The sequence below is a fragment of the Variovorax sp. Root318D1 genome, assembly GCF_001424835.1.
Lineage (GTDB): Bacteria > Pseudomonadota > Gammaproteobacteria > Burkholderiales > Burkholderiaceae_C > Variovorax.
In genome coordinates, this window is the sequence record NZ_LMCQ01000021.1 from 1 (window position 1) to 26,807 (window position 26,807).

At 65.3% G+C, this 26,807-nt stretch carries 20 protein-coding genes; 8 read left to right on the top strand and 12 right to left on the bottom strand.

Annotated features, from left to right (window positions below; genetic code table 11):
• Positions 1–79: 79 nt before the first annotated feature.
• The 3 genes from ASC78_RS28055 to ASC78_RS18520 all read left to right on the top strand — a co-directional run.
• On the top strand, positions 80–1,501 hold a 1,422-nt coding region (locus tag ASC78_RS28055; protein WP_235505125.1), incomplete at its 3' end, for a DUF5801 repeats-in-toxin domain-containing protein.
• Positions 1,502–1,508: 7 nt separating this feature from the next.
• The gene (locus tag ASC78_RS28395; protein WP_443082736.1) at positions 1,509–3,209 is read left to right on the top strand and encodes a DUF5801 repeats-in-toxin domain-containing protein; all 1,701 of its coding nucleotides are present in this window, start codon (positions 1,509–1,511) and stop codon (positions 3,207–3,209) included.
• Positions 3,210–3,366: 157 nt separating this feature from the next.
• Positions 3,367–3,843 carry a MarR family winged helix-turn-helix transcriptional regulator gene (locus ASC78_RS18520; protein WP_055804411.1) on the top strand — a complete coding sequence of 159 codons (477 nt, stop codon included), beginning with the start codon at positions 3,367–3,369 and terminating at the stop codon, positions 3,841–3,843.
• A 72-nt stretch (positions 3,844–3,915) separates the two neighbouring features.
• Here the strand turns inward: ASC78_RS18520 and ASC78_RS28060 are convergent, their stop codons facing one another.
• The gene (locus ASC78_RS28060) at positions 3,916–4,140 is read right to left on the bottom strand and encodes a hypothetical protein (RefSeq protein WP_235505126.1); all 225 of its coding nucleotides are present in this window, start codon (positions 4,138–4,140) and stop codon (positions 3,916–3,918) included.
• On the opposite strand from ASC78_RS28060, the gene ASC78_RS18525 reads away from it, so the two are divergent.
• Positions 4,139–4,972 (top strand): alpha/beta fold hydrolase, encoded by an 834-nt coding sequence (locus ASC78_RS18525; RefSeq protein ID WP_235505127.1) that lies wholly within the window; start codon positions 4,139–4,141, stop codon positions 4,970–4,972. The genes ASC78_RS28060 and ASC78_RS18525 overlap by 2 nt on opposite strands.
• Before the next feature lie 213 nt (positions 4,973–5,185).
• Here ASC78_RS18525 and ilvB read toward each other — a convergent pair whose 3' ends face one another.
• On the bottom strand, positions 5,186–6,979 hold the full coding sequence (gene ilvB, locus ASC78_RS18530; RefSeq protein ID WP_055804417.1) for a biosynthetic-type acetolactate synthase large subunit: 1,794 nt from the start codon (positions 6,977–6,979) through the stop codon (positions 5,186–5,188).
• Positions 6,980–7,044: 65 nt separating this feature from the next.
• Here ilvB and ASC78_RS18535 point away from each other — a divergent pair, with 65 nt between their 5' ends.
• Complete coding sequence (locus tag ASC78_RS18535; protein WP_200934329.1) at positions 7,045–7,539, top strand: Lrp/AsnC family transcriptional regulator; 495 nt, start codon at positions 7,045–7,047, stop codon at positions 7,537–7,539.
• Between the two features lie 11 nt (positions 7,540–7,550).
• Here the strand turns inward: ASC78_RS18535 and ASC78_RS18540 are convergent, their stop codons facing one another.
• From ASC78_RS18540 to ASC78_RS18560, 5 genes are all read right to left on the bottom strand, one after another.
• A complete protein-coding gene (locus ASC78_RS18540) occupies positions 7,551–8,891 on the bottom strand; it encodes a TolC family outer membrane protein (RefSeq protein WP_055804420.1) in 1,341 nt (446 codons plus the stop codon).
• Complete coding sequence (locus tag ASC78_RS18545; protein ID WP_055804423.1) at positions 8,888–10,261, bottom strand: HlyD family type I secretion periplasmic adaptor subunit; 1,374 nt, start codon at positions 10,259–10,261, stop codon at positions 8,888–8,890. The genes ASC78_RS18540 and ASC78_RS18545 overlap by 4 nt, the downstream gene beginning before the upstream one ends.
• 45 nt (positions 10,262–10,306) lie before the next feature.
• Positions 10,307–12,031 carry a type I secretion system permease/ATPase gene (locus ASC78_RS18550; RefSeq protein ID WP_055804426.1) on the bottom strand — a complete coding sequence of 575 codons (1,725 nt, stop codon included), beginning with the start codon at positions 12,029–12,031 and terminating at the stop codon, positions 10,307–10,309.
• Positions 12,028–13,821: a type I secretion system permease/ATPase gene (locus tag ASC78_RS18555; RefSeq protein WP_055804429.1), complete on the bottom strand. Its 1,794-nt coding sequence runs from the start codon at positions 13,819–13,821 to the stop codon at positions 12,028–12,030. The genes ASC78_RS18550 and ASC78_RS18555 overlap by 4 nt, the downstream gene beginning before the upstream one ends.
• A gap of 88 nt (positions 13,822–13,909) precedes the next feature.
• Positions 13,910–17,590, bottom strand: a complete 3,681-nt coding sequence (locus ASC78_RS18560) for a DUF5801 repeats-in-toxin domain-containing protein (RefSeq protein ID WP_055804432.1) — start codon at positions 17,588–17,590, stop codon at positions 13,910–13,912.
• A gap of 608 nt (positions 17,591–18,198) precedes the next feature.
• Between ASC78_RS18560 and ASC78_RS18565 the strand changes: the two genes are divergently transcribed.
• Positions 18,199–19,029, top strand: a complete 831-nt coding sequence (locus tag ASC78_RS18565; RefSeq protein ID WP_162246109.1) for a helix-turn-helix domain-containing protein — start codon at positions 18,199–18,201, stop codon at positions 19,027–19,029.
• On the opposite strand, the gene ASC78_RS18570 is transcribed toward ASC78_RS18565, so the two are convergent.
• Entirely contained in the window at positions 19,017–19,931 is a 915-nt protein-coding gene (locus ASC78_RS18570; protein ID WP_055804438.1) for a LysR family transcriptional regulator, read from the bottom strand. The two genes, ASC78_RS18565 and ASC78_RS18570, sit on opposite strands and share 13 nt — an antisense overlap.
• Before the next feature lie 63 nt (positions 19,932–19,994).
• Between ASC78_RS18570 and ASC78_RS18575 the strand changes: the two genes are divergently transcribed.
• Entirely contained in the window at positions 19,995–20,789 is a 795-nt protein-coding gene (locus tag ASC78_RS18575; protein WP_055804442.1) for an NAD(P)H-dependent oxidoreductase, read from the top strand.
• 17 nt (positions 20,790–20,806) lie between these two features.
• Here ASC78_RS18575 and ASC78_RS18580 read toward each other — a convergent pair whose 3' ends face one another.
• The 4 genes from ASC78_RS18580 to ASC78_RS18595 all read right to left on the bottom strand — a co-directional run bounded on the left by ASC78_RS18580 (position 20,807) and on the right by ASC78_RS18595 (position 25,737).
• Complete coding sequence (locus ASC78_RS18580) at positions 20,807–22,897, bottom strand: alpha/beta hydrolase domain-containing protein (RefSeq protein WP_055804445.1); 2,091 nt, start codon at positions 22,895–22,897, stop codon at positions 20,807–20,809.
• Between the two features lie 61 nt (positions 22,898–22,958).
• The gene (locus tag ASC78_RS18585; protein ID WP_055804447.1) at positions 22,959–23,930 is read right to left on the bottom strand and encodes a Bug family tripartite tricarboxylate transporter substrate binding protein; all 972 of its coding nucleotides are present in this window, start codon (positions 23,928–23,930) and stop codon (positions 22,959–22,961) included.
• Between the two features lie 44 nt (positions 23,931–23,974).
• Positions 23,975–24,340, bottom strand: a complete 366-nt coding sequence (locus tag ASC78_RS18590) for an AtuA-related protein (protein ID WP_055805013.1) — start codon at positions 24,338–24,340, stop codon at positions 23,975–23,977.
• 2 nt (positions 24,341–24,342) lie between these two features.
• The gene (locus ASC78_RS18595) at positions 24,343–25,737 is read right to left on the bottom strand and encodes an acyclic terpene utilization AtuA family protein (RefSeq protein ID WP_055804449.1); all 1,395 of its coding nucleotides are present in this window, start codon (positions 25,735–25,737) and stop codon (positions 24,343–24,345) included.
• A gap of 218 nt (positions 25,738–25,955) precedes the next feature.
• Between ASC78_RS18595 and ASC78_RS18600 the strand changes: the two genes are divergently transcribed.
• Positions 25,956–26,807 (top strand): PA4780 family RIO1-like protein kinase, encoded by an 852-nt coding sequence (locus ASC78_RS18600; protein WP_055804452.1) that lies wholly within the window; start codon positions 25,956–25,958, stop codon positions 26,805–26,807.

A 26,807-nucleotide genomic window follows, 5' to 3' on the forward strand; every position in this document is an offset into this window, starting at 1 on the left:
CCGAGGTGCTCAACATCGGTGCCAACATCAAGTTCGACGACGACGGTCCGTCGTCTCGCTGACAGCACCCACCGACACGGTGCTGCTCAACACGCAGGACGCCGACACCATCGGCGCGGCCACCGACTCGGACACGCAGGACTTCTCGACCGCCTTCAGCGCGGCRACGGTCAACTACGGCGCCGACGGGCCGGGYACCACCACGTCGAGCTTCRCACTGGGCGTGGCCACGCAGGGTGGTGACTCAGGGCTCAAGAGCGATGGCGCCACCATCTACCTGTACCTGGTGGGCGGCAAGGTCATYGGWTCGACGTCGGCCACCGAGGCCGGCATCACGGCGGGTAACACCATCTTCGACGTCTCGGTCAGCGCAGCCGGCTCGGTCACGCTGCAGCAGTTCGCCGAGATCGACCACGCGCTGCCGGGTGACTCGTCCAACTACGCGGCCCAGGAGGCCTCGCTGGCCGACACGCTGGTCACCCTGACCCAGACCGTGACGGTCACCGACGGSGATGGCGACACGGCGACCGATTCCGAGGTGCTCAACATCGGGGCCAACATCAAGTTCGACGACGACGGCCCGTCCGTCTCGCTGACAGCGCCCACCGACACGGTGCTGCTCAACACGCAGGACGCCGACACCATCGGCGCGGCCACCGACTCGGACACGCAGAGCTTTGCAACCGCCTTTGGCACGGCCACGGTCAACTATGGCGCCGACGGGCCAGGCACCACCACGTCGAGCTTCACGCTGGGCGTGGCCACGCAAGGTGGCGACTCAGGGCTCAAGAGCGATGGCGCCACCATCTACCTCTACCTGGTGGGCGGCATGGTCATTGGATCGACGTCGGCCACCGAGGCCGGCATCACGGCGGGTAACACCATCTTCGACGTCTCGGTCAGCGCRGCCGGCTCGGTCACGCTGCAGCAGTTCGCCGAGATCGACCACGCACTGCCGGGTGATTCGTCCAACTACGCGGACCAGGAGGCCTCGCTGGCCGACACGCTGGTCACCCTGACCCAGACCGTGACGGTCACCGACGGGGATGGCGACACGGCGACCGATTCCGAGGTGCTCAACACCGAGGCCGGCATCACGGCGGGTAACACCATCTTCGACGTCTCGGTCAGCGCAGCCGGCTCGGTCACGCTGCAGCAGTTCGCCGAGATCGACCACGCACTGCCGGGTGATTCGTCCAACTACGCGGCCCAGGAGGCCTCGCTGGCCGACACGCTGATCACGCTCACCAACACGGTGACGGTGACCGATGGCGACGGCGACACGGCGACCGATTCCGAGGTGCTCAACATCGGTGCCAACATCAAGTTCGACGACGACGGTCCGTCCGTCTCGCTGACAGCGCCCACCGACACGGTGCTGCTCAACACGCAGGACGCTGACACCATCGGCGCGGCCACCGACTCGGACACGCAGGACTTCTCGACCGCCTTCAGCGCGGCGACGGTCAACTACGGCGCCGACGGGCCAGGCACCACCACGNGACACCATCGGCGCGGCCACCGACTCGGACACGCAGGACTTCTCGACCGCCTTCAGCGCGGCGACGGTCAACTACGGCGCCGACGGGCCAGGCACCACCACTTCGAGCTTCGCGCTTGGCGTGGCCACGCAGGGCGGTGACTCCGGGCTCAAGAGCGACGGCGCCACCATCAGGCTGTACCTGGTGGGCGGCAAGGTCATCGGGTCGACTTCGGCCACCGAGGCTGGCATCACGGCGGGCAACACCATCTTCGACGTCGCGGTCAGCGCGGCCGGCTCGGTCACGCTGCAGCAGTTTGCCGAGATCGATCATGCGCTGCCGGGCGTGGGGTCGAACTATGCGGACCAGGAGGCCACGCTGGCCGACACGCTGATCACCTTGACCAATTCCGTGACGGTCACCGATGGCGATGGCGACACCGCCAGCGATTCGAAGGTGCTCAACATCGGCGCCAACATCCGGTTCGACGACGACGGCCCGACGGTCACGGCCATCTCCGACCTCACCGGAGCAAACGACGGCCTACCCATTGCGGGGACCTACAACTTCTCCGTGGGCGCGGACGACGTGGACAACTCGCCGACCGACGGCATCGTGCTGACAGGCCTGACCGGCACGACCGGCGGCGGCCGGCCGATCACCGATGCGGCCGTCACGCACTTTGCCGAAGATGCGACCACGGTGACCTACAACTTCAGCTTCAACTACTACCCCGGACCCACGTCGACGACGACGCAGGCGGCAAGCGGCACGGTCGTCTTCAACAAGACGGACGGCACTTTCACCTTCGATCTGAATCAGCTCATCGGTGGACAAACGACGTTCTCCACGAGCTCGCCGCTGGCTTCCTTCAACTACGACACCGAGGGCAACAACTCGCCGGAGATCGTGGTCCAGCAGTACAGCAGCGACTTCTTCGGCGTGCTGTCCGCCAGTTCCGCCAGGCCGCCGAGCGACACTGGCGATCTGATGTCGGGCAGCGATCACGCGTTTGCGACGGGCGAAATCTTCACCAGCGAGAGCAAGGCTTTCGTCAACGTCGCAACCAACACCCTCGGTGTGAACTCCGACACCGTCCAGGCTGGCGAGCTGCTGAACTTCGACTTCTACAGGTCGAATCCGGTGAGCAGCCCCAACCTCACGAGTCCGCCACAACGGCCCAGCGCGACCACTGTCGGTACCGACAAGGCCTACGCTGACGCGATCAACATCACGCTCGATCAGATCACGGACGGCGAAGACGTGGCGATCCTGCTGAAGTTGTTCGATGCGTCGACCAACACCACCACGACCCGGCTGCTGATTGCCAACTCGGCGACAGACTATCAGTCGGGCACGGGAGGCACGAAGATCGTCAGCATCGGCGAGGACGACTACGACAGCGCCACCTACCAGATCGCGGGCGTACAGGTGCTCAGCAGCACCGAAGACCTCACCGGCACGGGCATCAGCCTGAGTACCCACAGCTCGGTGAACCTGACCGCCGCCGGGATGAACTATGCCGATACGGCGGACAACGACGTGTTCAAGATCATAAAGATCGATGTGATCACGGAAACGACCATCAACTCGGACGTGGACCTGAACTTTGGAGGCCGGGTGATCGACGACGATGAGGACTTCGCGAACTTCGACTTCGACGTGCACCTGGAGATCGATGGCATCGCCAACCTGATCGGCACGACCAGTCAGCCAGCGATCGTGTAGCGGGCTCCCAAGCAAGGGGAAAAGGGGGCGGCAGAAATGCCGCCCCCTTTTCATCTGGCTTGCGCCAGGTGTACAAACGCCGCATCCCGGAGTTGCTCATCAGGCACCAACATCCTGTCGCTTGCAATTAGATCGCATGCGATATATAGTTCGGCCCATGCCTTCCAACCTGCTCCCCGCGAAGTCCGCAGCCGCCCCTCAGGGCGACTCGCTGGCGCTGGACGAGCAGCTCTGCTTCGCCCTCTATTCGACGATGTTGAGCCTCAACAAGGTCTACCGCGGCCTGCTGCGCGACCTGGACCTTACCTACCTGCAATACCTCGTCATGCTGGTGCTGTGGGAGCAGGACGGCGTCAACGTGTCCGAGATCTGCGCGCGCCTGGCGCTCGAAACGACCACCCTCACTCCCCTCCTCAAGCGGCTCGAAGCGCGTGGCCTCATTCAGCGCGTTCGGTCGGCAACGGACGAACGGCAGGTGATCGTGTCGCTCACCTCCGAAGGCCGCGCACTTCGCGCCAAGGCGAAGGCGCTTCCGTCATGCCTGGCCGAGGCCATGGAGCTGCCGCCCAAGGACATCGTCAAGCTGCGCACGCAGTTGAAAACGCTGCGTTCCAACCTCGACAGGAACGCGTGATGGCCCGCCGCACCGCCTTCCTGCTTCTTTTTCATATTTATATCGCACGCGATATTAATACGTACGATAGTTTTAACCTGCATTAACCACGACGTCAAAAAAGGAACGCACCATGTCCGCAAACAGCAAAAATCTCACCGCCACCCCGACCCGCCGCAGCCTGCTGGTCGGCGGCGCTTCCGTTGCAGCCGGAACCCTCGCGGGGACCTGCTTGTCCACCGCGGCATCCGCCGCTTCCACCGCCGCGCCGAAGCCCGGCGCGGTCCACGCCTCTTCACTCAAAGGAAAGCAAGTCATGAGCAACACCATCGTCACCAAAGACGGCACCCAGCTCTACTTCAAGGACTGGGGCCCCAGCACCGGCCAACCCGTCGTGTTCAGCCACGGCTGGCCGCTCAATTCCGACAGCTGGGAATCGCAGATGCTGTTCCTTGCATCGCAGGGCTACCGCGCCGTGGCGCATGACCGCCGCGGCCACGGCCGCTCCAGCCAGCCCTGGAACGGCAATGACATGAACACCTACGCCGACGACCTGGCCACGGTCATCGAAACGCTGGACCTGAAGAACGCCATCCTGGTCGGCTTCTCGACCGGCGGCGGCGAGGTGGCGCGCTACATCGGCCGCCACGGCACCAAGCGCGTGGCCAAGGCCGCGCTGATATCGGCCGTGCCGCCGCAAATGCTGAAGACCGCCGCCAATCCGGGCGGCCTGCCGATGGAGGTGTTCGACGGCCTGCGCGCGGCCCAGCTCGCCAACCGCTCGCAGTTCTACAAGGACTTGCCCACGGGTCCGTTCTTCGGCTTCAACCGGCCGGGCGCGAAGGTGTCGCAAGGCTTGATCGACGCATGGTGGGCGCAGGGCATGATGGCCGGCCACAAGAACACCTATGACTCGATCAAGGCGTTCTCGGAAACCGACTTCACCGAAGACCTGAAGAAGTTCGACGTGCCCACGCTCATCGTCCACGGCGACGACGACCAGATCGTGCCGATCGGCGCATCGGGCCTGGCCTCGGCCAAGCTGGTGAAGAACAACAAGCTCATCGTCTATCCGGGCGCGCCGCATGGGCTGACCGACACGCACAAGGAAAAGTTCAACGCGGATTTGCTGGCGTTCATCAAGTCCTGAGCGTTCCACCGGCCCTGTAGCAGGGCCTCTTGCCCCCTCTTTCTCTGAGAGGGGGCCGAACCCTTCCCTTCTTTCTCCCTCTCCCTCTGGGAGAGGGTTGGGGTGAGGGCATCGGCGTCAAAGAAACGGCCGCGCCTGATCACAGGCACATGCCCTCACCCCCGCCCTCTCCCAGAGGGAGAGGGAGTCAAACCGGGAGAGAAAGTCAAACGCTCAAGACTCTTCTTCATACCACCGGTCCTTCGAAAGCATCACCCGGTGGTGCCCACACCCCGCCGGCATCATCGGAAAGCAGTTCTCCTGCGCTGCAACCTGCACGTCGAGAAAGAACGGCCCTTCGCTGGCAAGGCATTCAGCAAGCGCCGCCACCAGCTCGGCCGGATCACAAACGCGCCGCGCACCCCAGCCAAAAGCCTTGGCCAGCGCCACGAAATCCGGCAGCGCCTCGTTCCAGCTGTGGCTCAGGCGGTTGCCGTGGTTGAGCTCCTGCCACTGTCGCACCATGCCCATGTAGCCGTTGTTGCACAGCACCAGCTTGACTGGCGCCCGATGCTGCACGGCCGTTGAAAGCTCCTGGATGTTCATGAGCACCGAGGCGTCGCCGCTCACGCACACAGTGAGCGCGCCGGGGTGCGCAACCTGCGCGCCGATGGCCGCCGGCAATCCGTAGCCCATGGTGCCGGCACCACCCGAAGTGAGCCAGCGCCGCGGCCGGTCGAAGCGCAGGTATTGCGCGGCCCACATCTGGTGCTGGCCCACGTCGGTCGACACGATGGCGTCGCGCCCGGCGATGGCGCGCTGCAGCGACGACATCAGCTGCTGCGGCAGGATGGCATCCGCGCGCGGCGTGAAGCCGAGGCAATCTTCCGCGCGCCAGCGTTCGATGCGCTGCCACCAGGGCGCAAGCCGTTCGGGCGCAAAGTCACCCGCGGGCAGCAGCGCGAGCAGGGCTTGGACGATGTCGCCGCAATCGCCGACCATCGGCACGTCGACCTTCACCACCTTGTTGATGCTGCCCGGATCGATGTCGATGTGGATCTTGCGCGCATGCGGGCAGAACTCGTCGAGCTTGCCGGTCACGCGGTCGTCGAAGCGCGCGCCGACGCACACCACCAGGTCGGCCTCGTGCATGGCCAGGTTGGCTTCGAGCATCCCGTGCATGCCCAGCATGCCGATGAATTTCGGGTCCGATGCTGGAAAGGCGCCGAGCCCCATGAGCGTGAGCGTGCACGGCGCGTGCAAGCGGTGCACCAGCTGCGCGAAGGCTTCGCACGCGGCCGGGCCCGAGTTGATCAGCCCGCCGCCGCCATAGAGCACCGGCCGGCGAGCCGTCGAGATCAGGTCGGCCGCGCGCTGCAGCATGGCCTTTGGTGGCAGCGCGGCCCTGCCTGTGCGCAGAGCACGCAGCGGCCGGGGTTCGGTTCCGTGGCCCAGCCGCATGAGCTGCACATCCTTGGGCACGTCGAGCAGCACCGGCCCCGGCCGCCCGGAAGCGGCGATCTCCAACGCGCGCCGCACCAGCTGCGGCACGTCGTCGGCCGCGCGCACCTGCTGGTTCCACTTGGTCACAGGGCGAGACATGCCAAGCGCATCGCTCTCCTGGAAGGCCTGCGTGCCGATCACCCCGGTCGCCACCTGCCCGCTGATGCACAAGAGCGGCACCGAATCGCTGATGGCGTCGAGCAGGCCGCTGATGGTGTTGCCCACGCCCGGCCCCGACGTGACGAGCACCACGCCCACGCGCCCCGTGGTGCGCGCATAGCCTTCGGCGGCATGCACGGCGGCCTGCTCATGCCGCACCAGCACATGGCGCAGCCGAGGCTCGCCGTGGAGCGCGTCATAAAGCGGCAGCGCGGCGCCGCCCGGGTAGCCAAAAAGCGTGTCGACACCGCATTCGACCAATGTGTCGAGCAGGGCCTCGGCCCCGTTGCGCACGCGGGTCGCATCGGCCGAGGCCGCGTGCTGAAGGGATGGAGAAGAAGTCGGGGGAAGGTCGAGCAGTCGCATGCCGTCGATTCTTCCGGTTCTGATGCAGAATTTGCTTCTTTCTTTTTGCTCATTCGACCCTGTTAATGAAAACCCTTCGGAAAACACCCGGTAAAGAAGAAGGATCTTTCGACAAGATCGACATGGCGATCCTGCGGGTGCTGCTGCTCGACTCGCGCAAGACCCTGCAGGAGATCGGCCATGAGGTCGGACTGTCGCCCACCAGTTGCTGGACGCGCATCAAGAAGCTCGAAGCCCAGGGCGTGATCAAGCGCTACACCATCGATGTCGATCCGGCCAAGCTCGGCTATCACGATTCGGTCATCGTGCAGGTCACGCTCGAAAGCCATACCGACGAAACGCTGTACGACTTCGGCCGCGTGCTGGCAACCATTCCGGAGATCCAGGAGGCCTACCTGGTGTCTGGGGACTACGACTACTACATCCGCATTGCGGTGCGCGACACGCGCGACTACGAGCGGCTGCTGCGTGAAAAGCTCTACAAGATCCCGGGCATCCGCCACAGCAAGTCGCACTTCGTGCTGCGCGTGCTGAAGGAGACCAGCGTGCCCGTCATCTGACGGGCCGGGAATCAACGCACGAGCCAGCCGTTGATCTCGTCGATGACCTCGGTTTTGGGGCCGCCCGCAAGCGCCTGCAAGCGTACGCGCGACAGCATGTAGACAAAGCGGGCCTGGGCCAGGTCGCGCTGCGCGGAGACCTTCAGCTGCTCCGCATTCAGCACGTCGGGCAAGGTGCGGCTGCCGGCCTCGAACGATCGGCTGTTCGAGATGACGACCTGCTCCGCGGACCGCACCGCCTGTTCGAGCGCGCGAACCCGGAGGACGCCTTCCGTCACGCCGCGGAACTCGCGATGCAGGCGCACCCCCAGATCGCGGCGCATGGCCTCGAGGGCCTCTTCGGCGCGCTGTTGCCCTGCGAGCGCCTGCCGCACGGTCGAGCTCACGTAGCCGCCCGCATAAAGCGGAATGTTGAGCTGCAGGCCGATGGACCGGTTGGTGTAGCGGGTCTTGATGCTGTTGATCGTGTCGCTGTCGTTGCGCGACCACTGGGCGACGGCGTCCAGGGTCGGGTAGTGGCCGGCTTGGGCCTTCTCCACCTCGTATTTGGCCGCTTCCACCTGCGCGACGAGCGATTGGAGTTCGGGGCTGTTGGCCTCGGCCTGCTCGACCCAGGCTTCCAGCCGGTCGGGCGTCGGCGGGACCAGCCGCATCCTGGACGAATCCAGCGGCGCCAGCCGGTCGATCGGGCGATTGACCAGGCTCTGGATCTGCCTGCGCGTGAAGTCCAGGTTCTGGCGCGCCTCGAGTTCCTGCGCCACGTTGAGATCCAGCGCCGCACGTGCTTCGTCGATGTCGGTGCGCGTGCCCAGGCCGGCCCTGAACCGCTTCTCTGCCGCATCGAACTGGGTCGTGTAGGCCGTCTTCTGCGCCAGCACCAGCGCAAGATGCTCCTCGGCCAGGAGCGCTTCAAAGTAGGCGCCGCTCACGCGGACGCCGACGTTCTGCGTCTCGCGCTCCAGTGTTGCCTCTGCATCGTCGACCTGCGCCTTCGCCTGGCGGTAGTCGGCCAGCAGTTGCATGCGAAAGAGCGGCTGCCGCAAAGTCAACGCCTCGCTGCTGCTGGTGTAGCGCAGGTTGGCGGTGACCAGCTGCCCGGAGGCATCGGGCGAGGTCCGTTCCAGTGAATTTCGATAGCGAGAGACGCTCGCCGACACGCTGGGAAGCAGCTGCGCCCGGGCCTGCGGCACGCGCTCGCGCCGGGCATCCGTGGCCGCCCGCACGGCGCGGATCGTCGAGTCTTGAACCAGCGCTTCCCCATAGGCCTGCGACAAGTCGAGCGACCAAGACTGCCCGGAGAATAGGCTGGCGGCAGCAGCGAATACCAGCAGGTTTTTTTTGTTCACCTTCATTCTTCCGTCATCGAGGCCGCAATGCGCTTGGTGAGCGGATGCAGGAGGTAGACGAGCAGCGAGCGCTCTCCGGTCTTGAAGACCACCTCGACCGGCATGCCCGGCTGCAGCGAACGCTTGCCGAGCTTCTTCAGCCCCTCCGGCGTCACGGCGACGCGCGCCAGGTAGTAGCTCGCGTTCGTCTGCGGGTCGGTCAGCAAGTCGCCGGAGACCGAAACCAGCTTGCCCTGCACCACGAGCTGCGGAGAATGCGCAAAGGACGAGAACCGCACATCCACCGGTATGCCGGCTCGGATACGGTCGATCAAGTGCGGCGGCACCCGGGTCTCGAGCAGCAAGGGCTCGTTGGCAGGAACCACGTCCATCAGTTTTTGCCCCGGCGCGATCACGCCGCCAACGGTCTGCGCCACCAGCGCCACCACCTGGCCCGATGCGGGCGAGCGGATCTCGGTGCGGCCCAGTTCGTCGCGCAGGGCGACGAACTTCTCGTAGTCGCCAAGCACTTCGCGGCTGACTTCGGCCTGCTGGGTTTCCACCTCCTTGTGGTACTCCTGCTGCCGGGCAATGGCACGCTGGCGAAGCTCTGCGATGGAGCGCCGCGCACGGCCCATGTTGCCGATGAGTTCGGCAATGGAGGTGTTCGATTCCGCGACCTGGCGCTCCATTTCCAGCTGGCGATTGCGCGGGGCAAACCCTTCGCCGACCATCTTGCGCGTTTGGCCCAGTTCTTCGTGGAGAAGCGAAAGCTGCGTTCTGCGGCTGACCAGCATGCTTGAATAAGCTTGAGACAACTCCTGCTGGCCCTGGATGTTCTCTTCGATCGATTGCAGGTCGGCGCGCAAGGCGGCGCGGCGCGACCTGAGCAGTTGCTCCTGGTTGAACATCTGCTGCCGGATCAGCGGGTCCGAGGCCGCCGCCTGCAAATCCGGATGAAAGTCGATGGTGTTCTGGCCCGCCTGTTCAGCCAGAAGCCGGCTCTGAATAGCGCGAAAACCCAGATAGCGCTGGCGCACGGTTTCGAAGCTCGCCCGGGCCGCGGCGTCGTCGAGCTTGAAGAGCAATTGGCCCTCCTGGACCTGATCGCCCTCGCCTACCCGCACCTCCTTGAGGATGCCGCCGATCTGGTGCTGGACAGCCTTGCGCTTGGTGTCGATGGCGACCTGCCCCTGGCTCGGCACACCCTCGTCCAGCGGCGCAAATGCGGCCCACAGCAGAAAGCCGCCGAATCCGGCGGCCAGTGCCCACGCGCCAATGCGCCCTGCGCGGCCGAAATCGCTCTTGAGGCCATTTGCATCGTCCTGCGACCGCTCGACGTCGTCCGCCGGCACAGGGTTGGAAGTGACGTCCCTGAGAAGATTCGGTTTGGCCATTTGAAGCTCCCGGAGAAGGATCGATGACAGGTGGACGGCGCCCGCTCAGGCCGACTGCACCAGCGCCGCCGCTCGCACGGCAGGCTGCGGGCGACGAAAAGACGCAAGCACGGCGTCGCGCGGGCCGTCCGCGGCCAGTACGCCGTCGCGGAGGACTATGAGGCGGTCGGCCACAGACACCGCGGCTTGGCGATGCGTCACCAGGAATACCGTTTTTCCTTTGGCCTTCAGCTGCCGTATGGCGATTGCCAGTGCCGCCTCCCCCGCGTCGTCGAGGTTGGCGTTCGGCTCATCCAGCACGATGAGCGAAGGGTCTCCGTACATCGCACGCGCCAGTCCGATGCGCTGCCTCTGCCCGCCGGAAAGCAGGCTGCCCGCGTCCCCGATGGGCGTGTCGTAGCCTTGCGGAAAACGCAGGATCGTCTCGTGCATGCCGGCGCTGCCTGCGGCCTCGATCACCTTGCGCGAGTCGACCACGCCGAGCCGCGCGATGTTTTCGGCAATGGTGCCGCCAAACAACTCGACGTCCTGCGGCAGATAGCCGACATGCGGCCCCAGCTCCGGACGATTCCAGCCACTGATCGGCACGCCGTCGAGCAGCACTGCGCCGGAAGATGCGCTCCAGATGCCCACCATGACCTTTGCCAGCGTCGACTTGCCCGAGCCCGAAGGGCCCAGCACCGCGACCACGGTTCCCGCGGGGACCGCAAACGAAATGTTCTTCAGGATGGGCGTCGCACGCCCCGCGGCGCCTGCCGACACGTCTTGCAAACTGATGGCGCCTGTCGGTCCGGCCCGGGAAGGGACGCGGTCCTGCTCCGGGAATTCGTCCAACAGTCTTTCGAGGCGATGGAATGCGATGCGGGAGGAGACAAAGCCACGCCACGTGCCCACCAGCTGGTCGATGGGCGCCAGGGCACGGACCATCAGCACGTTCGCCGCAATCATGGCGCCTGGCGACAACTGGCCATCGATCACCAGCAGCGCGCCTGCCCCCAATGCGAGCGACTGTTGGCTGTAGCGTATGAATTTGCTCCAGCCGGAGACACGGTGGATGAATCCCTGCGCCAAGGCGCCCTTGTCCATGCTGGCCGCATGCTGGCGATTCCAGCGCTTTTGCAGGTTGGCGATCATGCCCATCGATTCGAGCACCTCGACGTTCCGAAGCTTGCCCTGCAGGTCGCCGATCGTCTCGCCCGTGGCTTTCAGGGCCGCTTCCACCGGTGCCGCGGTCTGCCGCTGGCCGAACCACGCCAGTGCGGCCTGAACCAGCGCGAACCCCAGCGCCACGATCCCGAGCCAAGGATGAAGAAAGAAGATCACCGCGATGTAGATCGGTGTCCAAGGTGCATCGAAGAGCGCAAAGACGCCCGGGCCGGTGAGGAACTGGCGGATGTGATTGAGGTCTGCGAATGGCCTGGACTTCGTGGACGCCGGCTGCCCGAGATAGGCCTGGAAGCTCCCGTTGAACACCCGGGTGCTCAGTTGCCGGTCGAAGCGCAGGCTGGCCCGCACCAGCAGGCGCGAACGCAGCCACTCCGACAAGGCCAGCGCCACGAACAGGACCAGCGTGATCAAGGAAACCGCGAGCAGCGTCAGTCCGCTTTGGCTGGACAGCACGCGGTCGAATATCTGCAGCATGTAGAGCGTCGGCGCGAGCATGAGCAGGTTGGCCAGGAAGCTCAGCGCCCCGACCAGCAGGAACTCCCTTCGGAAGCCCCAAAGAGCGCGCGCCAGTTCGCTGCGGTTGAAGAACGAAGGTTTGTTCATGACTGTGGGCTCGGCTCTGGCGCGACGCTCGCGGCGTTGTCGGCATCGCGCTGTCTCGACACAGGCTGGTTTGCGGCCTTGCGGATTCGGTCCATCGCCTGTTCACCGGCTTTCTGCAGCGCAGCCAAAACCTCGTCGCGTGCGCCGAATCCCTGCATCGCGCCGTCGCACAGCACCAGCATCTTGTCGGCCACGGCCAGCACGCTGGTGCGGTGCGTCATGACGACGAACGTGGTGCCGCGCGCCTTGAGTCTCAGAATGGCGGCCGTCAATGCGGCGTCGCCGGCGTCGTCGAGGCTCGAATTCGGCTCGTCGAGCACCACCAGCGCGGGCTCGCCGTAAAGAGCGCGCGCCAATGCGACCCGCTGCCGCTGCCCGCCCGACAGCACCGCGCCTTCGGTCCCTATCGGGGTGTCGTAGCCCAGCGGAAGGCTCGTGATGTAGGCATGCAGGTCGACGGCCACTGCGGCCTCCTTGACCTTCGAAGGCCGCACCTCTGCGAAGCGTGCAATGTTTTCGGCGATGGTGCCTTCGAGCAATTCCACTTCCTGCGGCAGATAGCCGATGTGCGGGCCGAGCTCGGTCTTGTCCCACCCGAACACGTCCGCGCCATCCAGCCGCACCTTGCCGCTCGCCGCCGGCCAGAGGCCGACGATCAGGCGCGCCAGCGTCGTCTTGCCCGCGGCAGAGGGCCCCACCACGGCAAGCACCTCGCCGGGCAATAGGCTGAAGGCCACGTTCCTCAGGATGGCCGAGCCTCCGCCCGGAGCGCCTGCGACAAGGCTTTCAACTTGCAGCGCGCCTTTGGGCGGCGGCAAGGGCATCGTCTCCGGCCGCGGCGCAATCGCGCTCAACAGGCTGCCCAGGCGCTGCCACGCATCAACCGCATGGACCACCATGCGCCACTGCGCCACCAGCAGCACCAGCGGCGCCAACGCCCGGCCGCCCAGGATCGAACCGACCACCATCATTCCCGCGTCGCCGTTGAGCTCGTTCTTCAGCAGCAGCCAGGCACCGAGGCCGAGCAACAGCGAACCCATGGTGACCTGCAAGAACTTGCCGACGGCCTGGTAGCCCCCGGCGCGGTCCGAAGCCAGTGCCTCGCGCTGCAGGAAGTCGCGCCGCTTGCCCATCCAGCGGCGATGCACGTCCCGCAGCATGCCCATCGACTCGATCACCTGCGAGTTTCTGAGCGCAGCGTCCGCATACTGCTGCGCCTCGATCGCGCACCGATTGGCAGACACCAGCGGCGGCCGCGTGTTCCGATCGTTGAGCCAGCCGATGAACACCTGCAACAGCGAGCCCACCACGGCCGACCAGCCCAGCACGGGGCTGATGGCGAACATCAGCCCCATGAAGACCAGCGCAACCGGTGCTTCCATCAGCGCCAGCAATGGCGGGGAATACAGGAACTCGCGCAAGGTGCGAAGGTCGTTCAGCGGCTGCACGGTTCCGCCCGGCAATCGCTTGAGACCCGCTTCGAAGACGGCGACGAACACTCGGTTGCGCAGCTTCCGATCGAGTTGCTGCCCCGCGCGGTACATCACCTCGGCGCGTGCCCAGTCGAGCACTTCCATCAGGCAGAAGGCTGCCAGTACCAGCAGCGTCAGCATGGCCAGCGTGAGCGTGCTGCGGCTGTTCACCACCCGCCCATACACCTCGAGCATGTATGCACTCGGGGCCAGCAGCAGAAGGCCCGCGCACACACTGAACCAGGCCGCCCGCACGAAATAGGAGCGGAGCGCTGTGACCGCCTGAAGCAGTTCGCCGGACTTTTCCTGCGGTTTCATGCCACCTCTCGGATTTCGACTTCAATACGCCTGGCAACAGGCGAAGCGGCAAGGGCGGCATTCCTGCCTCCCCTTGCTCAAGAGACCGCTACACGACCTCCGGCTGGTTGGTTGTGCCGATCAGGTTGGCGACGCCATCGATCTCCAGGTGCACGTCGAAGTCGAACTCCGCGTAGTCCGCATCGCCGTCGATCAGTCGGCCTGCAAAGTTCAGGTCCACGTCCGAGTTGATGGTGGTCGATGTGATCACGTCGATCTTGATGATCTTGAACACGTCGTTGTCCGCCGTATCGGCATAGTTCATCCCGGCGGCGGTCAGGTTCACCGAGCCGTGGGTACTCAGGCTCACGCCCGTGCCGGTGACGCCTTCGGTGCTGCTGATGACCTGCACGCCGGCGATCTTGTAGGTGGCGCTGTCGTAGTCGTCCGTCCCGATGCTGACGATCTTCATGCCTCCTCCGGCGGACTGGTAGTCCGTCGCAGAGTTGGCAACCAGGAGCGTGGTCGTCGTGATGTTGCTGTCCGCCTTGCTGACCAGCTTCAGCAGGACGGCCACGTCTTCGCCATCCGTGATCTGATCGATCGTGATGTTGATCGCGTCAGCGTAGGCCCTGTCCGTACCCACGATCGTCGCGTCGGGCCTCGGCGGCGGACTCGTCACGGTGGGGTTGCTCACCGGATTCGACCTGTAGTAGTCGAAATTCAGCAACTCGCCGGCCTGCACAGTGTCAGAGTTCACGCCGAGGGTGCTTGTCGCGACATTGACAAAACCGGCGCTCTCACTGTTGAAGGTTTCGCCCGCGGTAAACGCGTCATCGCCGCCTGATACCAGGTCGCTCGTATCGCTTGGCGGCTTGGCTGCCCTCGCGGACAGCACACCGAAGAAGTCGCTGCTGTACTGCTGGACCACGATCTCGGGCGAGTTGTTGCCTTCGGTGTCGTAGTTGAACGAAGCCAGCGGCGCACTTGTCGAAAACGTCGTTTGTCCTCCGAAGATTTGGTTCAGATCGAAGGTGTAAGTACCGTCCGTCTTGTTGAAGACGACCGTGCCGCTTGCCGCCTGCGTCGTCGTCGACGTGGGCCCGGCGAAATAGTTGAAGCTGAAGTTGTAGGTCACCGTGGTCGCGTCTTCGGCAAAGTGCGTGACGGATGCACCGGTGATGGGCCGGCCGCCGGCGGTGGTTCCGGTCAGGCTGTCGAGCACGATGCCGTCGGTCGATGCGTTGTCCACATCGTCGGCGCCCACGGAGAAGCTGTAGGTTCCGGCGATGGGCTGGGCGTCGTTCGCTCCGGTGAGATCGGAGATGGCGGTCACCGTCGGGCCGTGGTCGTCGAACTTGATGTTGGCGCCGATGTTGAGCACCTCGGAATCCGTGGCGGTGTCGCCGTCCCCATCGGTGAGCGTCACGGAATTGGTCAAGGTGATCAGCGTGTCGACCAATGTGGCTTGCTGTGCCGCGTAGTTGGACCCCACGCCTGGCAGCGCGTGGTCGATTTCCGCAAACTGCCGCAAGGTCACCGAGCCGGCCCCGCTCACGACCAGGTCGAAGATGGTGTTGTCCGCCGTGATGGCGCCCGAGGTGGCGGCCGTCGATCCGATGACATTCCCGCCCACCAGGTACAACCTGATGACCGCGCCATCGCTCGTGAGCCCTGAAGCTCCGCCCGGCGTGGACAGGCCGAGCGCGAAGGTCGAAGCAGTGGAGCCCGCTCCATCGGCGCCGTGGCTGCTCGAGGTCGTGCCGAAGGCGGACGAGAAGTCCTGTGAGGCGGAATCGAAACCGGCGGTGTCGGCATCCTGCGTATTGAGCAGCGCCGTGTCGGTAGGCGTTGCCAGCACGATGGACGGACCGTCGTCGTCGAACCGGATGTTGGCGCCGATGTTGAGCACTTCGGAATCGCTCGCGGTATCTCCGTCCTGATCGGTGAGCGTTACCGTAGCGCTGAGCGTGACCAGGTCATCGGCCATCGAGGCCTCCTGGGCCGCGTAGTTCGACGAAGCTCCCGGCAGCGCGTGATCGATCTCCGCGAACTGCTGCAGCGTCACCGAGCCGCTTTCGCTCACGGTCAGGTCGAAAATGGTGTTGGTCGCAAGAACGCCGGCTTCCGTGCCTGATGTCGAACCGATGACCTTGCCGCCGATCAAGTACAGGTAGATGGTCGCGCTATCGCTCTTGAGGCCCGAGTCGCCACCTTGCGTTTTCACGCCGAGCGCGAAGACCGAGCCGGTAGAGCCCGCCCCATCGGCGCCGTAGCTGCTCGAACTCGCGGTGAAGGCGGTCGCGAAGTTCGTTGTGGCGGAGTCAGTGGCTCCTCCGATGGTGTCGGCGTCCTGCGTGTTGACCACCGCGGTGTCGGTGGGCGTCGCCAGCACGATGGACGGCCCGTCGTCCTCGAAGTTCATCATCGAGCCAACCTCTGCCGTTGCGGCGGAAGCCTGCAGCACCCGGAAACCGCCGATGTCGAAGTCCGCGTGGGTGTTGCCCGATGCATTGAGGGCTGCGGCGTTTTCGATGAGTACGCGGTTGTGATCCGCCGAGGTCGTGTATTCGATCGAGTAGCCAGCCTTGACGCCGGTGATCGTCGCGACGCCGCCGACGATGCTGACGGTGATGGTCGAATTCAGCCCGCCGTCGCCGCCGTTCGCCGAAGAGGTTTCGAGAGCTACCCCGGTGACGGAGTCGAGCACGCGCACACTCGTGATCGGAACCGTCGCGTCGCCCGCATAACCATCGATGAAGCTGTTGCCGGACTCGACCGCCGTGCTGTATGCGGTGACTCTGACCTGGGCCGTCTTTCCGCTTTGCAACTGCACAACGTCAAAATCGGCGGTCCTTGCTCCGATGAACATGCCGGTGAAGTCGATGTTCGACTCCAGATGGGCCTCGCCCGCGCTCAGTTCCGGAATGGTGACATCCGCCCTGGCGCCGGTCACGAACGTGAAGCGGATGCCCTCCTGCTCGGTGATCATCTGGCTGTTGGTGCCGAACGTGGTCGGCCCGCCCGCCTTGCTGGTGTTGATCGTGTCACCGGTGGAGATGTTGATGTCGTCGCTGGTGATGTTGGGATTGGGCCCGGACTGATTTGCCGGATCCTTTCCCGTAGCGATGATGCTCAAGCCGGGAATCCGGCCATCGACGATCGTGGGATTGGCCGTCGTGAACATCAGGAACAAGTTCTGCCCAGATGGCGCGTCCGTGAGGTTGAACTCCGTATCCTGGGTAACGCTGACGTAGACCTTGTTCAGCAGGTTGACTGCGTCGTCGGCGTTGGCCGCATCGGGGTGCTTTATCGCTTCATACTGGACCATCCAGATCTTGGCGCCGCTAACCGGGGTTCCCGTTTCCTCCAGGTAGGCGGCAAACACGACGGCACCGCCGCTGGTCTTCCCCAATACGACGTTGTTGTTGGACGTGTCAGTGAACAGGAAGATGGCTTCGTTATCGGCGGTAAAGAGGCCGCTGTTGAAACCGTCGAGCGGAGCGCCGGCCGCGTCTGTGAATGCCATACCGTTGACAGCGCCGGATGCGCTGAACGTGAATGCGTTGGTGCCGGTGCCGCTCCCGTTATAGCCACTCACGGCAGCTTTGGTTGGGGCCGGCGCACCCGCGGCGGTCAGGCGGGCGGTGAAGGTGCCCGGCAGCGAACTTGTGAGGATGTCGTTGTCGTTGGCGTCTCCCGCAGGTGCGGGGGTAGCGATAACGTTCTGCAACCCGTCGGATTCGTCCAGAGTGACAGTCGAGACGGGTGTCAAAGTCAGCACAGTCATAAACGCTCCTCGAGTCAGTTAAAAAAACGCCGACGGAGAACAGCGCAACTCCGAACGAAGTGCGTTCGCTGGCAATCAACCAGGTTCACATATCAGCAAAGGGGAGACGATGCTGAACCGCGGCCCCGCGCACTGTCCATAGGTCGAAAGTTGTCACCCAAAGGGTGACGCGCCGCGCCGTCGCCGCGTTTTGAACCCGCCACACATCTCGATACCTTGCAACAGCGAGGAATCAATCCGAACACCCGTGTAACCCTTTATCATTAATTCAATCAAGGGTGCACAACAAGCGCGCCGGGGGAAATATGAAACAAGTCCCACGCTCGTCCGCGGGGCTGGTATCTGCGTGGAACGCAGGTTCGCAGCCGTCGTCAACGCAAGGCTCTTGCCTGCCTTCGCCATTTGCGCTCCCCGCGCTGCGCACATCAAGCTGTCCTCAACCCGCTTGGCTGGAGGTGTCGTCGTCTCCTGCGGCGCACCCTGCGTTCGACAGCTGTGTTCCAGTCCTGATCGCAACCTGCCGGAGCCGTGCCTCCACGTTGTTCGGACCAGGCCTGTTGGCGTCGAGGCACCGGGCCGACCGGTTGTACCGGGTCGAGCACGCAAAGATGAACAGCATCGCCAACCTCGAAGCCTGTTGCCGGCAAAGACTGCCTCGCCTGCTGCTGCTGGACATCGCCTTGATTTCGACGGAGGAAATCAGTCAACTGGCCGATCTGCGCCGCCGCTTTCCAAGCACCGACTGGCTCCTGGGCTGGGAGCATCCCTCGAAGAAGGGGCTGGATGCGGCGATCCGAATCCAGGCTCATGGCTGCATCGAGTGGGGAGCGAGTGCGGAGCAGTTCGCGCAATCGCTCGATGCGGTCCTGGCAGGCACGCTGGGCTTTCCGAATCCGGTATTGCAGGCGCTCTATCTGTCGGTGCTGCGGCTGGCGGTGGTCGGCGGGCCCCCGGCAGCCGGTGCGGCACTGCCTGCAGTCGGGCTGACTGCTCGCGAAGACGAGGTGCTGTCGCTGATGCAACGGGATCTGTCCAACAAGCAAATCGCCGAGCAACTCGGCATCAGCGTCAACACGGTCAAGAAGCACCTTGCGCATGTGTTCGCGAAGCAGGGGCAGCACAGCCGGCGCTGGCATCTCGCCCGGCCCGGGCTGGCAGGACCGCTTCCTGAGAGACTCATGCCGCATATCGAGCCTGCGGCTTCGCGATATCCCGCGGAGAAGCCAAATGCCGCGCCGCATGCGGGCTACCTCAAGAACATGTTCGCCGGACAGTTTCCCCGGATCTCCTATCACCTCGACGGGTCGATGGACGACGACGGCTTGCTGCAAACGGCCACGCCGACGATCGTCTCGCAGCTTGCCTGCTACGCCGGATGGCCCAATGTCTTCTCGACGGTGCCGGTGATGAAGAGCATCTTCAGGTCTCAGGGCAAGTAGCCGGGCGCCTGCAGGCTTGCGGCAATCCGCTCCCGCAGCCAGCGATGCGCCGGGTCCCGGTGCCGCCGTTCGTGCCACAGCATCGCCATCTCGAAGCCCGGCACTTCCAGTGGTGCCTCCACCACGCGCAGCCCGGGCGCGCCGCGCGCCAGCCGCTCGGGCAGCATCGCGACCATGTCGGTGCCGGCCAGCACCGACATCATGAAAAGAAAGTGCGGCACCGACAGCGCCACGCGCCGCGCCAGGCCTTTTTCGGCCAGCGCATCGTCGGTAGGCCCGGCGAAGCCGCCGCCGCCGAGCGACACCACCACGTGCTCCAGTGCGCAGAACTGCGCGAGCGTGGGCCGGCGTTTCAGCCGTGGATGGCCAGCGCGCCCGGCCAGCACGTAGCGTTCGTTGAACAGCACCCGCCGGTGCAGCCCGGGCGGCGCGCCCACGCTGGTGTGAAAGAACAGGTCGAGCTCCCCCTGCTCCAGCTGTCTTGCCATGCGCGAGGGCACCGCCTCCACCACGGCCAGCCGGGTGTTCGGCGCGGCGGCACGAAGCCCCGCGAGCGCGGGCAGCAGGATCGCCGACTCGGCATAGTCGGCCGCCGCCACGCGCCAGGTGGTGGTCGCCTCCCCGGGGTCGAACGGCTTCGTGGGCGCCACCGCGCGGCCCAATGATTCCAGCGCTTCGCGCAACGGCTCGCGCAGTTCGTCGGCGCGCGCGGTGGGCCGCATGCCGCGCTGGGCGGGCACCAGCAACGGATCGTTGAACACCTCGCGCAGCCTGGCAAGCTGCACGCTCACCGAGGGCTGAGACAGGTTCAGGCGCTGGGCCGCGCGCGTCACGCTGCGCTCGGCCAAGAGCATGTCGAGCGTGAGCAGCAGGTTGAGGTCGAGCCGGTTGAAATTGTCCATGGCTATTCCTGGAATTCTGATTATTCATTTCCAATATAGCTTGGTGACCCCTAACCTGCGTGCATGAAAATCCTTCTTGTTCATGCCCACCCCGCAACCCGCTCGCTCAACGGATCGTTGAAGCAGTTCATGGTCGAACACCTCGCACAGTCGGGACACGAAGTCCGCGTGTCAGACCTCTACGCCATGCAATGGAAGGCGACACTGGCCGCCGACGACTTTGCGCACCTCGAGCCCGGTGCCCACTTCGATCCCATCACGGATTCGCTGCGCGCCTTCGAGTCCGGCACCCAGCGCGAAGAGGTTGCCGCCGAGCAGGCCAAGTTGCTGTGGGCCGACGCCGTGATCTTCCAGTTTCCGCTCTGGTGGTACACGATGCCGGCCATCCTCAAGGGCTGGGTCGACCGTGTCTACGCTTATGGTTTTGCCTACGGCGTGGGCGAGCATTCCGATAGGCACTGGGGCGACCGCTTCGGCCAGGGTGTGATGGCCGGCAAGCGCGCCATGCTCGTGGTCACGGCCGGCGGCTGGGCCTCGCACTACGGCGCGCGCGGCATCAACGGGCCGATGGACGACCTGCTGTTTCCCATTCACCACGGCATCCTGTACTACCCGGGCTTCGAGGTGCTGCCGCCTTTCGTGGTGTACCGCACCGACAAGGTCGATACGCCCGCCTATGCGCGAATCACAGAGGACCTCAGTCGCCGGCTCGACACGCTATGGACCGCCGACCCGATCCCGTTCCGACCGCAGAACTTCGGCGACTACGAGATTCCCGCCCTTACCTTGCGCGGCGACATTGCGCCAGGTGAAGCGGGCTTTGCGGTGCACGCCGCATCGGAGAGGAACGCGCGATAGCGGACAGCAGCAGCGCGCTACGGCAGCACCGGATTCGCCGCTGCCTTCGCAATGGCCGCATCGGCATCCACCTGCAGCAGAAATCGCCTGGCGACCAGGTCGTTGGCGGCGGCGGTCACGGCCGCGACGTAGCCAGCCTGGTTGGTGTAGCGCTCCTCGAGCGAAGGCCGCGGATCGCCGCTGCCCGAACGATCGGCCGCCGTCTTCGCAAAAGGAAAGTACGAGCCGAACAGTCCGGCCAGGTCGATGGTGCCCGGCTTGCTGGTGTAGTTCCAGCCGGTGTTGGTGCCCACGGGCACGGCCACGTCAAGGCTGCGAATGCCTGCGATGTCGTTGCCGTCGGCATCCACCTGCGGCACGAGAACCGCATAGTCGCGGCCCAGGTAGGCCGGCGGCACTTGCGTGGCAATGCCGCTCTCGTCCTGCGGACGGTAGTTCGGCCCCCAGTCGAGCAATGAATAGGTGTTGACCAGGCCCGTGTAGCTCGCGCCCGGAACGGCCGGAAACTTGAGCTGCTGCGGCCGCACCAGCGTGGCATCGGCCAGCTTGGGCACCTGGTTGTCGGGCGGCGTGGTGCCCTTGACGACCCACTCTTCGAGGTTCTGGTAGAGCGCACGCACCACCGGCACCACGCCGGCGTTCGCATTGGTAGCGTAGAGCGCCCCCGCGCTCGCGCCAGGAAGCGACGGAAGGCCCAGCAGATGGTGAGTGCTCGCGTAGTAGTAGATGCGCGCGTTGCCGGGCTGCACGAGGTCCGCCGTGCCCCAGGCGTCCGTCAGCAATGGCGAGCCCTGCAGCACGAAGAATTCGGTGCCGCTGAAGCCGATGAAGAGCTTGGGGCAGGTGCCGCTCGCCTCGCAGCGCGACAAAATTCCTCCGCGGCGCTGGGCCACGTCGTCCACGTAGTCTTTCGACAGCCCGCGCGTGCCGGCCTGGCCGAAGGCCGTGTGGTCGGTGCGCACGCCTCCGCCGCCGCCCGGAATCGAAAAGCGCATGTTGATGTTGGTCTGCCGCGCCGCAATCTGCGCGTACACGCCGTCGAACACCTTGCGGCCCGCCCGGTCCTCGTTGAAGCCGAGGTGGATGAAGGTTTTCATGAAGTTGCCGCACTGCGACACACCGGACGCAATCGTGTTCTTGATGGCGGCGGCCACCGGGTTGGCGGTGCCTGCGGCATCACTCGCCTCGCGATGGAAGAAGGCGATCATGTCGCGCACGGCTGCGAGGCCCAGGCCCATGACCTTCGGGTCCTTTGCGACATAGACCAGCTCATACATGTAGGCCGGATCCCATTTGTCCCTGAGGCACACGTTCGTTTCGTCCGGCGTACCGGGGAACGGTGCGGCGGCGCTGCACTTGGCAAACTTCCATTCGCTCGCGGGAATGAGCTGGCGCGCGTCGGCTTCGTTGATGCGCCGCGTGAGCACGTAGCCCGGTTGCGTGTTGTCCAGACTCGCCGTTGCATAGGCCTGCATCGCCGCGTTGTACGGCCCGCCGGGCAGCGGCAGCGAATCGTTGGTGGCGGCAGTGGGCAGCAGCTCGGCGCGGTAGGGGCCGGTGATGGTGCTGCCATCCGCATTTTTTGCAACCGGAACCTGGAGCGTGAGCTTGCCGGCTGCGGCGGGCACGTCGCCCTGCCAGGCGGCCGTGAGGAACACGTAGCCGCGCGACGCAAAGTACGGATCGAGATTGACGATGTTGCCGCGGTTGGGCGCGTCGTAGCGCAGCACACCGTTGGCCTTGCTCATGTCTTTGGGCTTGAAGAGCACGAAGTCGGAGCTGTACTCCACCTTGCCATTGGCGTTGCGCGGCGCGAGCGACAGGTCCTGGATGATGGCGTTGTGCGGGTCCTTGGGGTCGACCTCGCCCGTGAAGGTGCCAGTGATCTTCTCGTAGGCTCCCACGCTGCCGAAGGTGCCGGCAACGTCCTCGGTCTTCGTGATGGCGAGCTTGAACTTCGGCGCTTCGGAGGCGGCCGGCGGTGGTGTCGTCGCGCCCGGCGGCGGCAGCACGAAGCCACCGCCTCCACCTCCGCCGCTTCCGCCGCAAGCGCTCAGAAAAAGGGCGGCCGAAGCCACCGTGGCAGCCAACAGGCTCCAGCGTTTCATGGTTTGTCTCCGTCGTTGAGGTATTTGTGCGGTGCCGGTCTCCGCTACGGCTGCTGCGCGCTTATTCGGCTTCGATGCCTGCCGCCTTCACGATGCGGCCCCACTTCTGCGACTCGGCCGTCTGGAACTTGGCGAGCTCTTCAGGGGAGGTGGTGAACACCTCGGTGCCCGTGGGTTCGTAGAAAGCAGTCTTGGCGGACTCGCTCTTCGCAGCCTTCACGAGCAGCTCATTGAGGCGCTTGACCACGGCCGGCGGCGTCTTCGCGGGCGCATAGGCCGCGAACCAGTAGCCCATCTCGTAGCCCTTCACGCCGGCTTCCGAAATGGTGGGCACGTCGGGGGCCAACGGCGAACGCGCGGCGCTCGAAACACCCAGTGCGCGCAGCTTGCCGCCTTTCACCTGCGGCAGGCCGGTGGCCGCATCGGTGATCATCATGTGGATCTGCCCGCCGAGCAGGTCGGTGACGGCCAGCGTGTTGCTCTTGTAGGGCACGTGCAGCAGCTTGATGTCGGCCATCTGCTGCAGCAACTCGCCCGCCATGCGGCTGGACGAACTACCGCTGCCGAAGCTGTACTTGCCCGGCTCTTTCTTGGCGAGCGCCACGAATTCGGCCACGCTCTTGGCCGGGAACGACGGGTTCACCACCATGATCTGGCCGCCCTTTCCCAGCGCTGTGATGGGCGCAAAGTCTTTCACCGGGTCGTAGGGCAGCTTCTTGAACAGGTGCTCGTTGGCGGCGTGCGTGGTGTTGGTGGTGATCAGCACGGTGTAGCCATCGGCCGCGGCCTTGGCCGCCTGCTGAGAGGCGATGAAGCCGCTCGCGCCCGCCTTGTTGTCGATCACGACGGGCTGCTTCGTTTCTGCCGTGATGCTGTTGCCCAGCGCACGCGCGATCTGGTCGGTGGCCGTGCCGGCCGCAAAAGGCACGATGAAGGTGATCGGCTTTTCTGGAAAGACCTGCTGCTGCGCATGGCCCCAAAGCGGCGCCAAGGCGAGCGCGGCGGCAGAGAGGGTCAGGGTACGTCGTTTCATTGTTTTGTCTCCGGATGGATGGCTAGGAAAAAAGAAAGCAGCCGCTACGGCCCTGCCAGCAGCGGTGTCAGTGCACGCGGCACGCGGATGGGCATGTCGAGCAGCAGGAACGACAGCGCCTTGCCATGCGCATCGAGGTTCAGCGCATCGTTGACGCCGCCATCGAGCACCGCGTCGAGCACGAAGTTCATCGCGTGCAGCCGGGGCAGCAGGAAGCGCTGCACCCGCGCGGGCGCGCGGTGACGGAACCGGGCCGACACGCTTTCGGGCGTGAGTTGCTCCACCAACAGTGGATAAAGCTCCGGATGCCAGGCAATCACGCTGATGTTGGAGCGGTCGCCCTTGTCGCCCGTACGGCCATGGGCGGCACGGTAGAGAGGCACTTCGATCATGTCTGCCGTCGTGTTCATGTTCATGCCAGAGCTTCCGCGCCGAGCAGTTCGAAGCGCACCGGCACCGCTTCTCGCGGCAGCAGGCAGGACAAGGTATTGAGCCGTGGTGTGAGCGCGGTGCGCACCCCGCCGCCGCCCGCGGGTCCGCAGGTGTAGAGCGCCATCACTTCACGCGCGAGGCGCTCGGCCTGGCCGCGCTCTGCATGCGTGGCCGCCACGCGCAGGCGCACGTCGCGAAGGCCTGTGTCGGGCGTGTCCACGAGCATGCGGCCGGCATCGTCACCCAGAATGCTCATTGCGCCGATCAGGTCCACACGCAGCACGAGCCCATCGAGCCGCTTGCGAAGCACCTCGGCCGCGAGCCGCGCACGCGCCTCGGCACGCGGCCCCGCATAGGAGATTTCTCCTTCGGCGAGCCAGCCGCCTTCATGGCAGACGTTGACCTTGTAGTGGCTCGGCCGCATATGTCCGCGCACGCCGGAGAGCGCCACGCGATCCGCCCTGCCCGGCTGCTGCTTCACCTCGGCCTCGGCGATGTCGGCCACCACGTCGGGCGTGAGGTAGGCGCTCGGGTCGTGCACCTCGTACAGCAGCTGCTCCTTCACCGTGGCTTCGCTCACGAGGCCGCCGGTTCCGTCAGCCTTGCCGATGGTGCAGTTCCCGTCCGCGTCGATCTCGGCGATGGGGAAGCCCACCGCTTCGAGACCCGGCACGTCCTTGTAGCCCGGGTCGGCAAAGTAGCCGCCGCACACCTGCGCACCGCACTCCAGCAAGTGGCCGGCCATGGTGGCGCGGCCCAGCCGGTGCCAGTCGTCCGCGCGCCAGCCGAAGTGCGACATGGCAGGGCCGACAGTGAGCGACGGATCGGCCACGCGGCCGCACACGACGATCTGCGCGCCCGCGTCGAGCGCGGCGGCGATGGGTTCGGCGCCGATGTACGCATTGGCACTGACGATGCGAAGGCCCTCCATCTGCGCGCCCAGCGTTTCATGCAGTAGCGCGCGGTGTTCCGGGCCCGACAGATCGTCGCCCTCCACCACCGCGATGCGCGGCGCGGCGGCGCCAAGCTCGCGCGCCATGCGGGCGATGTGGCGGGCCGCGGCGCGCGGGTTGGCCGCGCCAAAGTTGCTCACGATGCGAATGCCGTGCGCCAGGCAGCGCGCCAGCACAGGCCGCAGCATCGCATCGAGCAAGGGCTCGTAGCCGGCCTCGGGGTTGTCGCGGCGGCGCAGCTGCGCGAGCGCGAGCGTGCGCTCGGCCAGTGTTTCGAAAATCAGGAAGGCGCGCTGCGCTGCCGGGCCGCTGGCGAGCCGCGCGATCAGCGTATCGACCACCGGCCCGGCGGCATCGGTGCGATCGCCCGAGAAACCGGCCGCGCAGCCGATCAGCAGTGGAGGCGGTGCAATGGCATTCATTGAGGCCGACTGTAGGCAGCGCGCCGTCATCCGTAAAATCGAAAATTCGGATCAATTGATCTGAATTTCAGATTACATCGGATTCTCGCTCATTGGTGGAGCCGGCCACCGTGTCCGGACTCCACGCAACAGGCATGATGGGGTCTACCAATCGGCCCGGAAAGCCTGAGGACCTTCCTCTCGACCCGGCCGCAGAAAAAACCGACGGAGCGGCACCCATGAAAGCACCACCACGCCTGCAGGCGCTGGTCAACGAAGGCCTGATCGACACGGTGGTACGCCAGCTGATGAGCGGCAAGGAAGCCATGGTATACGTGGTGCGCTGCGGCGACGAGACACGCTGCGCCAAGGTCTACAAGGAAGCCGACAAGCGCAGTTTTCGCCAGGCTGTCGACTACACGGAGAACCGCCGCGTGCGCAATTCGCGCGAGACGCGTGCCATGGCCAAGGGCACGCGCTTCGGCCGCCAGGTGACCGAGGCTATCTGGCAGAGCGCCGAGGTCGATGCGCTCTACCGGCTGGCGGCGGCCGGCGTGCGCGTGCCGGTGCCCTACAACTTCCTCGAAGGTGTGCTGCTGATGGAGCTGGTGACCGACGCCAACGGCGATGCGGCCCCACGCCTGAACGACGTGGCTTTCACGCCCGAGGAGGCCATGCAGCACCACGCAAGCCTGCTGAAGGAGGTGGTGCGCATGCTGTGCGCGGGGGTCGTGCACGGCGACCTGTCGGAGTTCAACGTGCTGCTGGCAGCCGACGGCCCGGTGGTCATTGACCTGCCGCAGGCCGTGGATGCCGCGGGCAACAACCACGCCAAACGCATGCTGCTGCGCGACGTGGAGAACCTGCGCAACTTCTTCGGCCAGTTTGCGCCGGAGCTCCTGGGCACGCACTTTGGCGACGAGATCTGGCACCTGTACGAGCGCGGCCTGCTGCGCGTCGAATCGGTGCTGACCGGCACCCACGTGCGCGACAGCGGACCGGTCGACCTGGGCAACGTGCTGCGCGAGGTGGACGATGCGCGCGAGGAAGAAGCGGCGCGGCGCGTGCGCATGCAGTTGCCGAGGCTGTAG

Excerpts from the sequence above, each read along its gene's own strand:
- ASC78_RS18520 (WP_055804411.1), top strand. The coding sequence starts at position 3,367 with ATGCCTTCCAACCTGCTCCCCGCGAAGTCCGCAGCCGCCCCTCAGGGC.
- ASC78_RS18565 (WP_162246109.1), top strand. The coding sequence starts at position 18,199 with ATGAACAGCATCGCCAACCTCGAAGCCTGTTGCCGGCAAAGACTGCCT.
- ASC78_RS18545 (WP_055804423.1), bottom strand. The coding sequence starts at position 10,261 with ATGGCCAAACCGAATCTTCTCAGGGACGTCACTTCCAACCCTGTGCCG.
- ASC78_RS18540 (WP_055804420.1), bottom strand. The coding sequence starts at position 8,891 with ATGAAGGTGAACAAAAAAAACCTGCTGGTATTCGCTGCTGCCGCCAGC.
- ASC78_RS18535 (WP_200934329.1), top strand. The coding sequence starts at position 7,045 with ATGAAAACCCTTCGGAAAACACCCGGTAAAGAAGAAGGATCTTTCGAC.
- ASC78_RS18600 (WP_055804452.1), top strand. The coding sequence starts at position 25,956 with ATGAAAGCACCACCACGCCTGCAGGCGCTGGTCAACGAAGGCCTGATC.
- ASC78_RS18525 (WP_235505127.1), top strand. The coding sequence starts at position 4,139 with ATGAGCAACACCATCGTCACCAAAGACGGCACCCAGCTCTACTTCAAG.
- ASC78_RS18580 (WP_055804445.1), bottom strand. The coding sequence starts at position 22,897 with ATGAAACGCTGGAGCCTGTTGGCTGCCACGGTGGCTTCGGCCGCCCTT.
- ASC78_RS18585 (WP_055804447.1), bottom strand. The coding sequence starts at position 23,930 with ATGAAACGACGTACCCTGACCCTCTCTGCCGCCGCGCTCGCCTTGGCG.
- ASC78_RS18560 (WP_055804432.1), bottom strand. The coding sequence starts at position 17,590 with ATGACTGTGCTGACTTTGACACCCGTCTCGACTGTCACTCTGGACGAA.
- ASC78_RS18575 (WP_055804442.1), top strand. The coding sequence starts at position 19,995 with ATGAAAATCCTTCTTGTTCATGCCCACCCCGCAACCCGCTCGCTCAAC.
- ASC78_RS18595 (WP_055804449.1), bottom strand. The coding sequence starts at position 25,737 with ATGAATGCCATTGCACCGCCTCCACTGCTGATCGGCTGCGCGGCCGGT.
- ASC78_RS18570 (WP_055804438.1), bottom strand. The coding sequence starts at position 19,931 with ATGGACAATTTCAACCGGCTCGACCTCAACCTGCTGCTCACGCTCGAC.
- ASC78_RS28060 (WP_235505126.1), bottom strand. The coding sequence starts at position 4,140 with ATGACTTGCTTTCCTTTGAGTGAAGAGGCGTGGACCGCGCCGGGCTTC.
- ASC78_RS18550 (WP_055804426.1), bottom strand. The coding sequence starts at position 12,031 with ATGAACAAACCTTCGTTCTTCAACCGCAGCGAACTGGCGCGCGCTCTT.
- ASC78_RS18590 (WP_055805013.1), bottom strand. The coding sequence starts at position 24,340 with ATGAACACGACGGCAGACATGATCGAAGTGCCTCTCTACCGTGCCGCC.
- ASC78_RS18555 (WP_055804429.1), bottom strand. The coding sequence starts at position 13,821 with ATGAAACCGCAGGAAAAGTCCGGCGAACTGCTTCAGGCGGTCACAGCG.
- ilvB (WP_055804417.1), bottom strand. The coding sequence starts at position 6,979 with ATGCGACTGCTCGACCTTCCCCCGACTTCTTCTCCATCCCTTCAGCAC.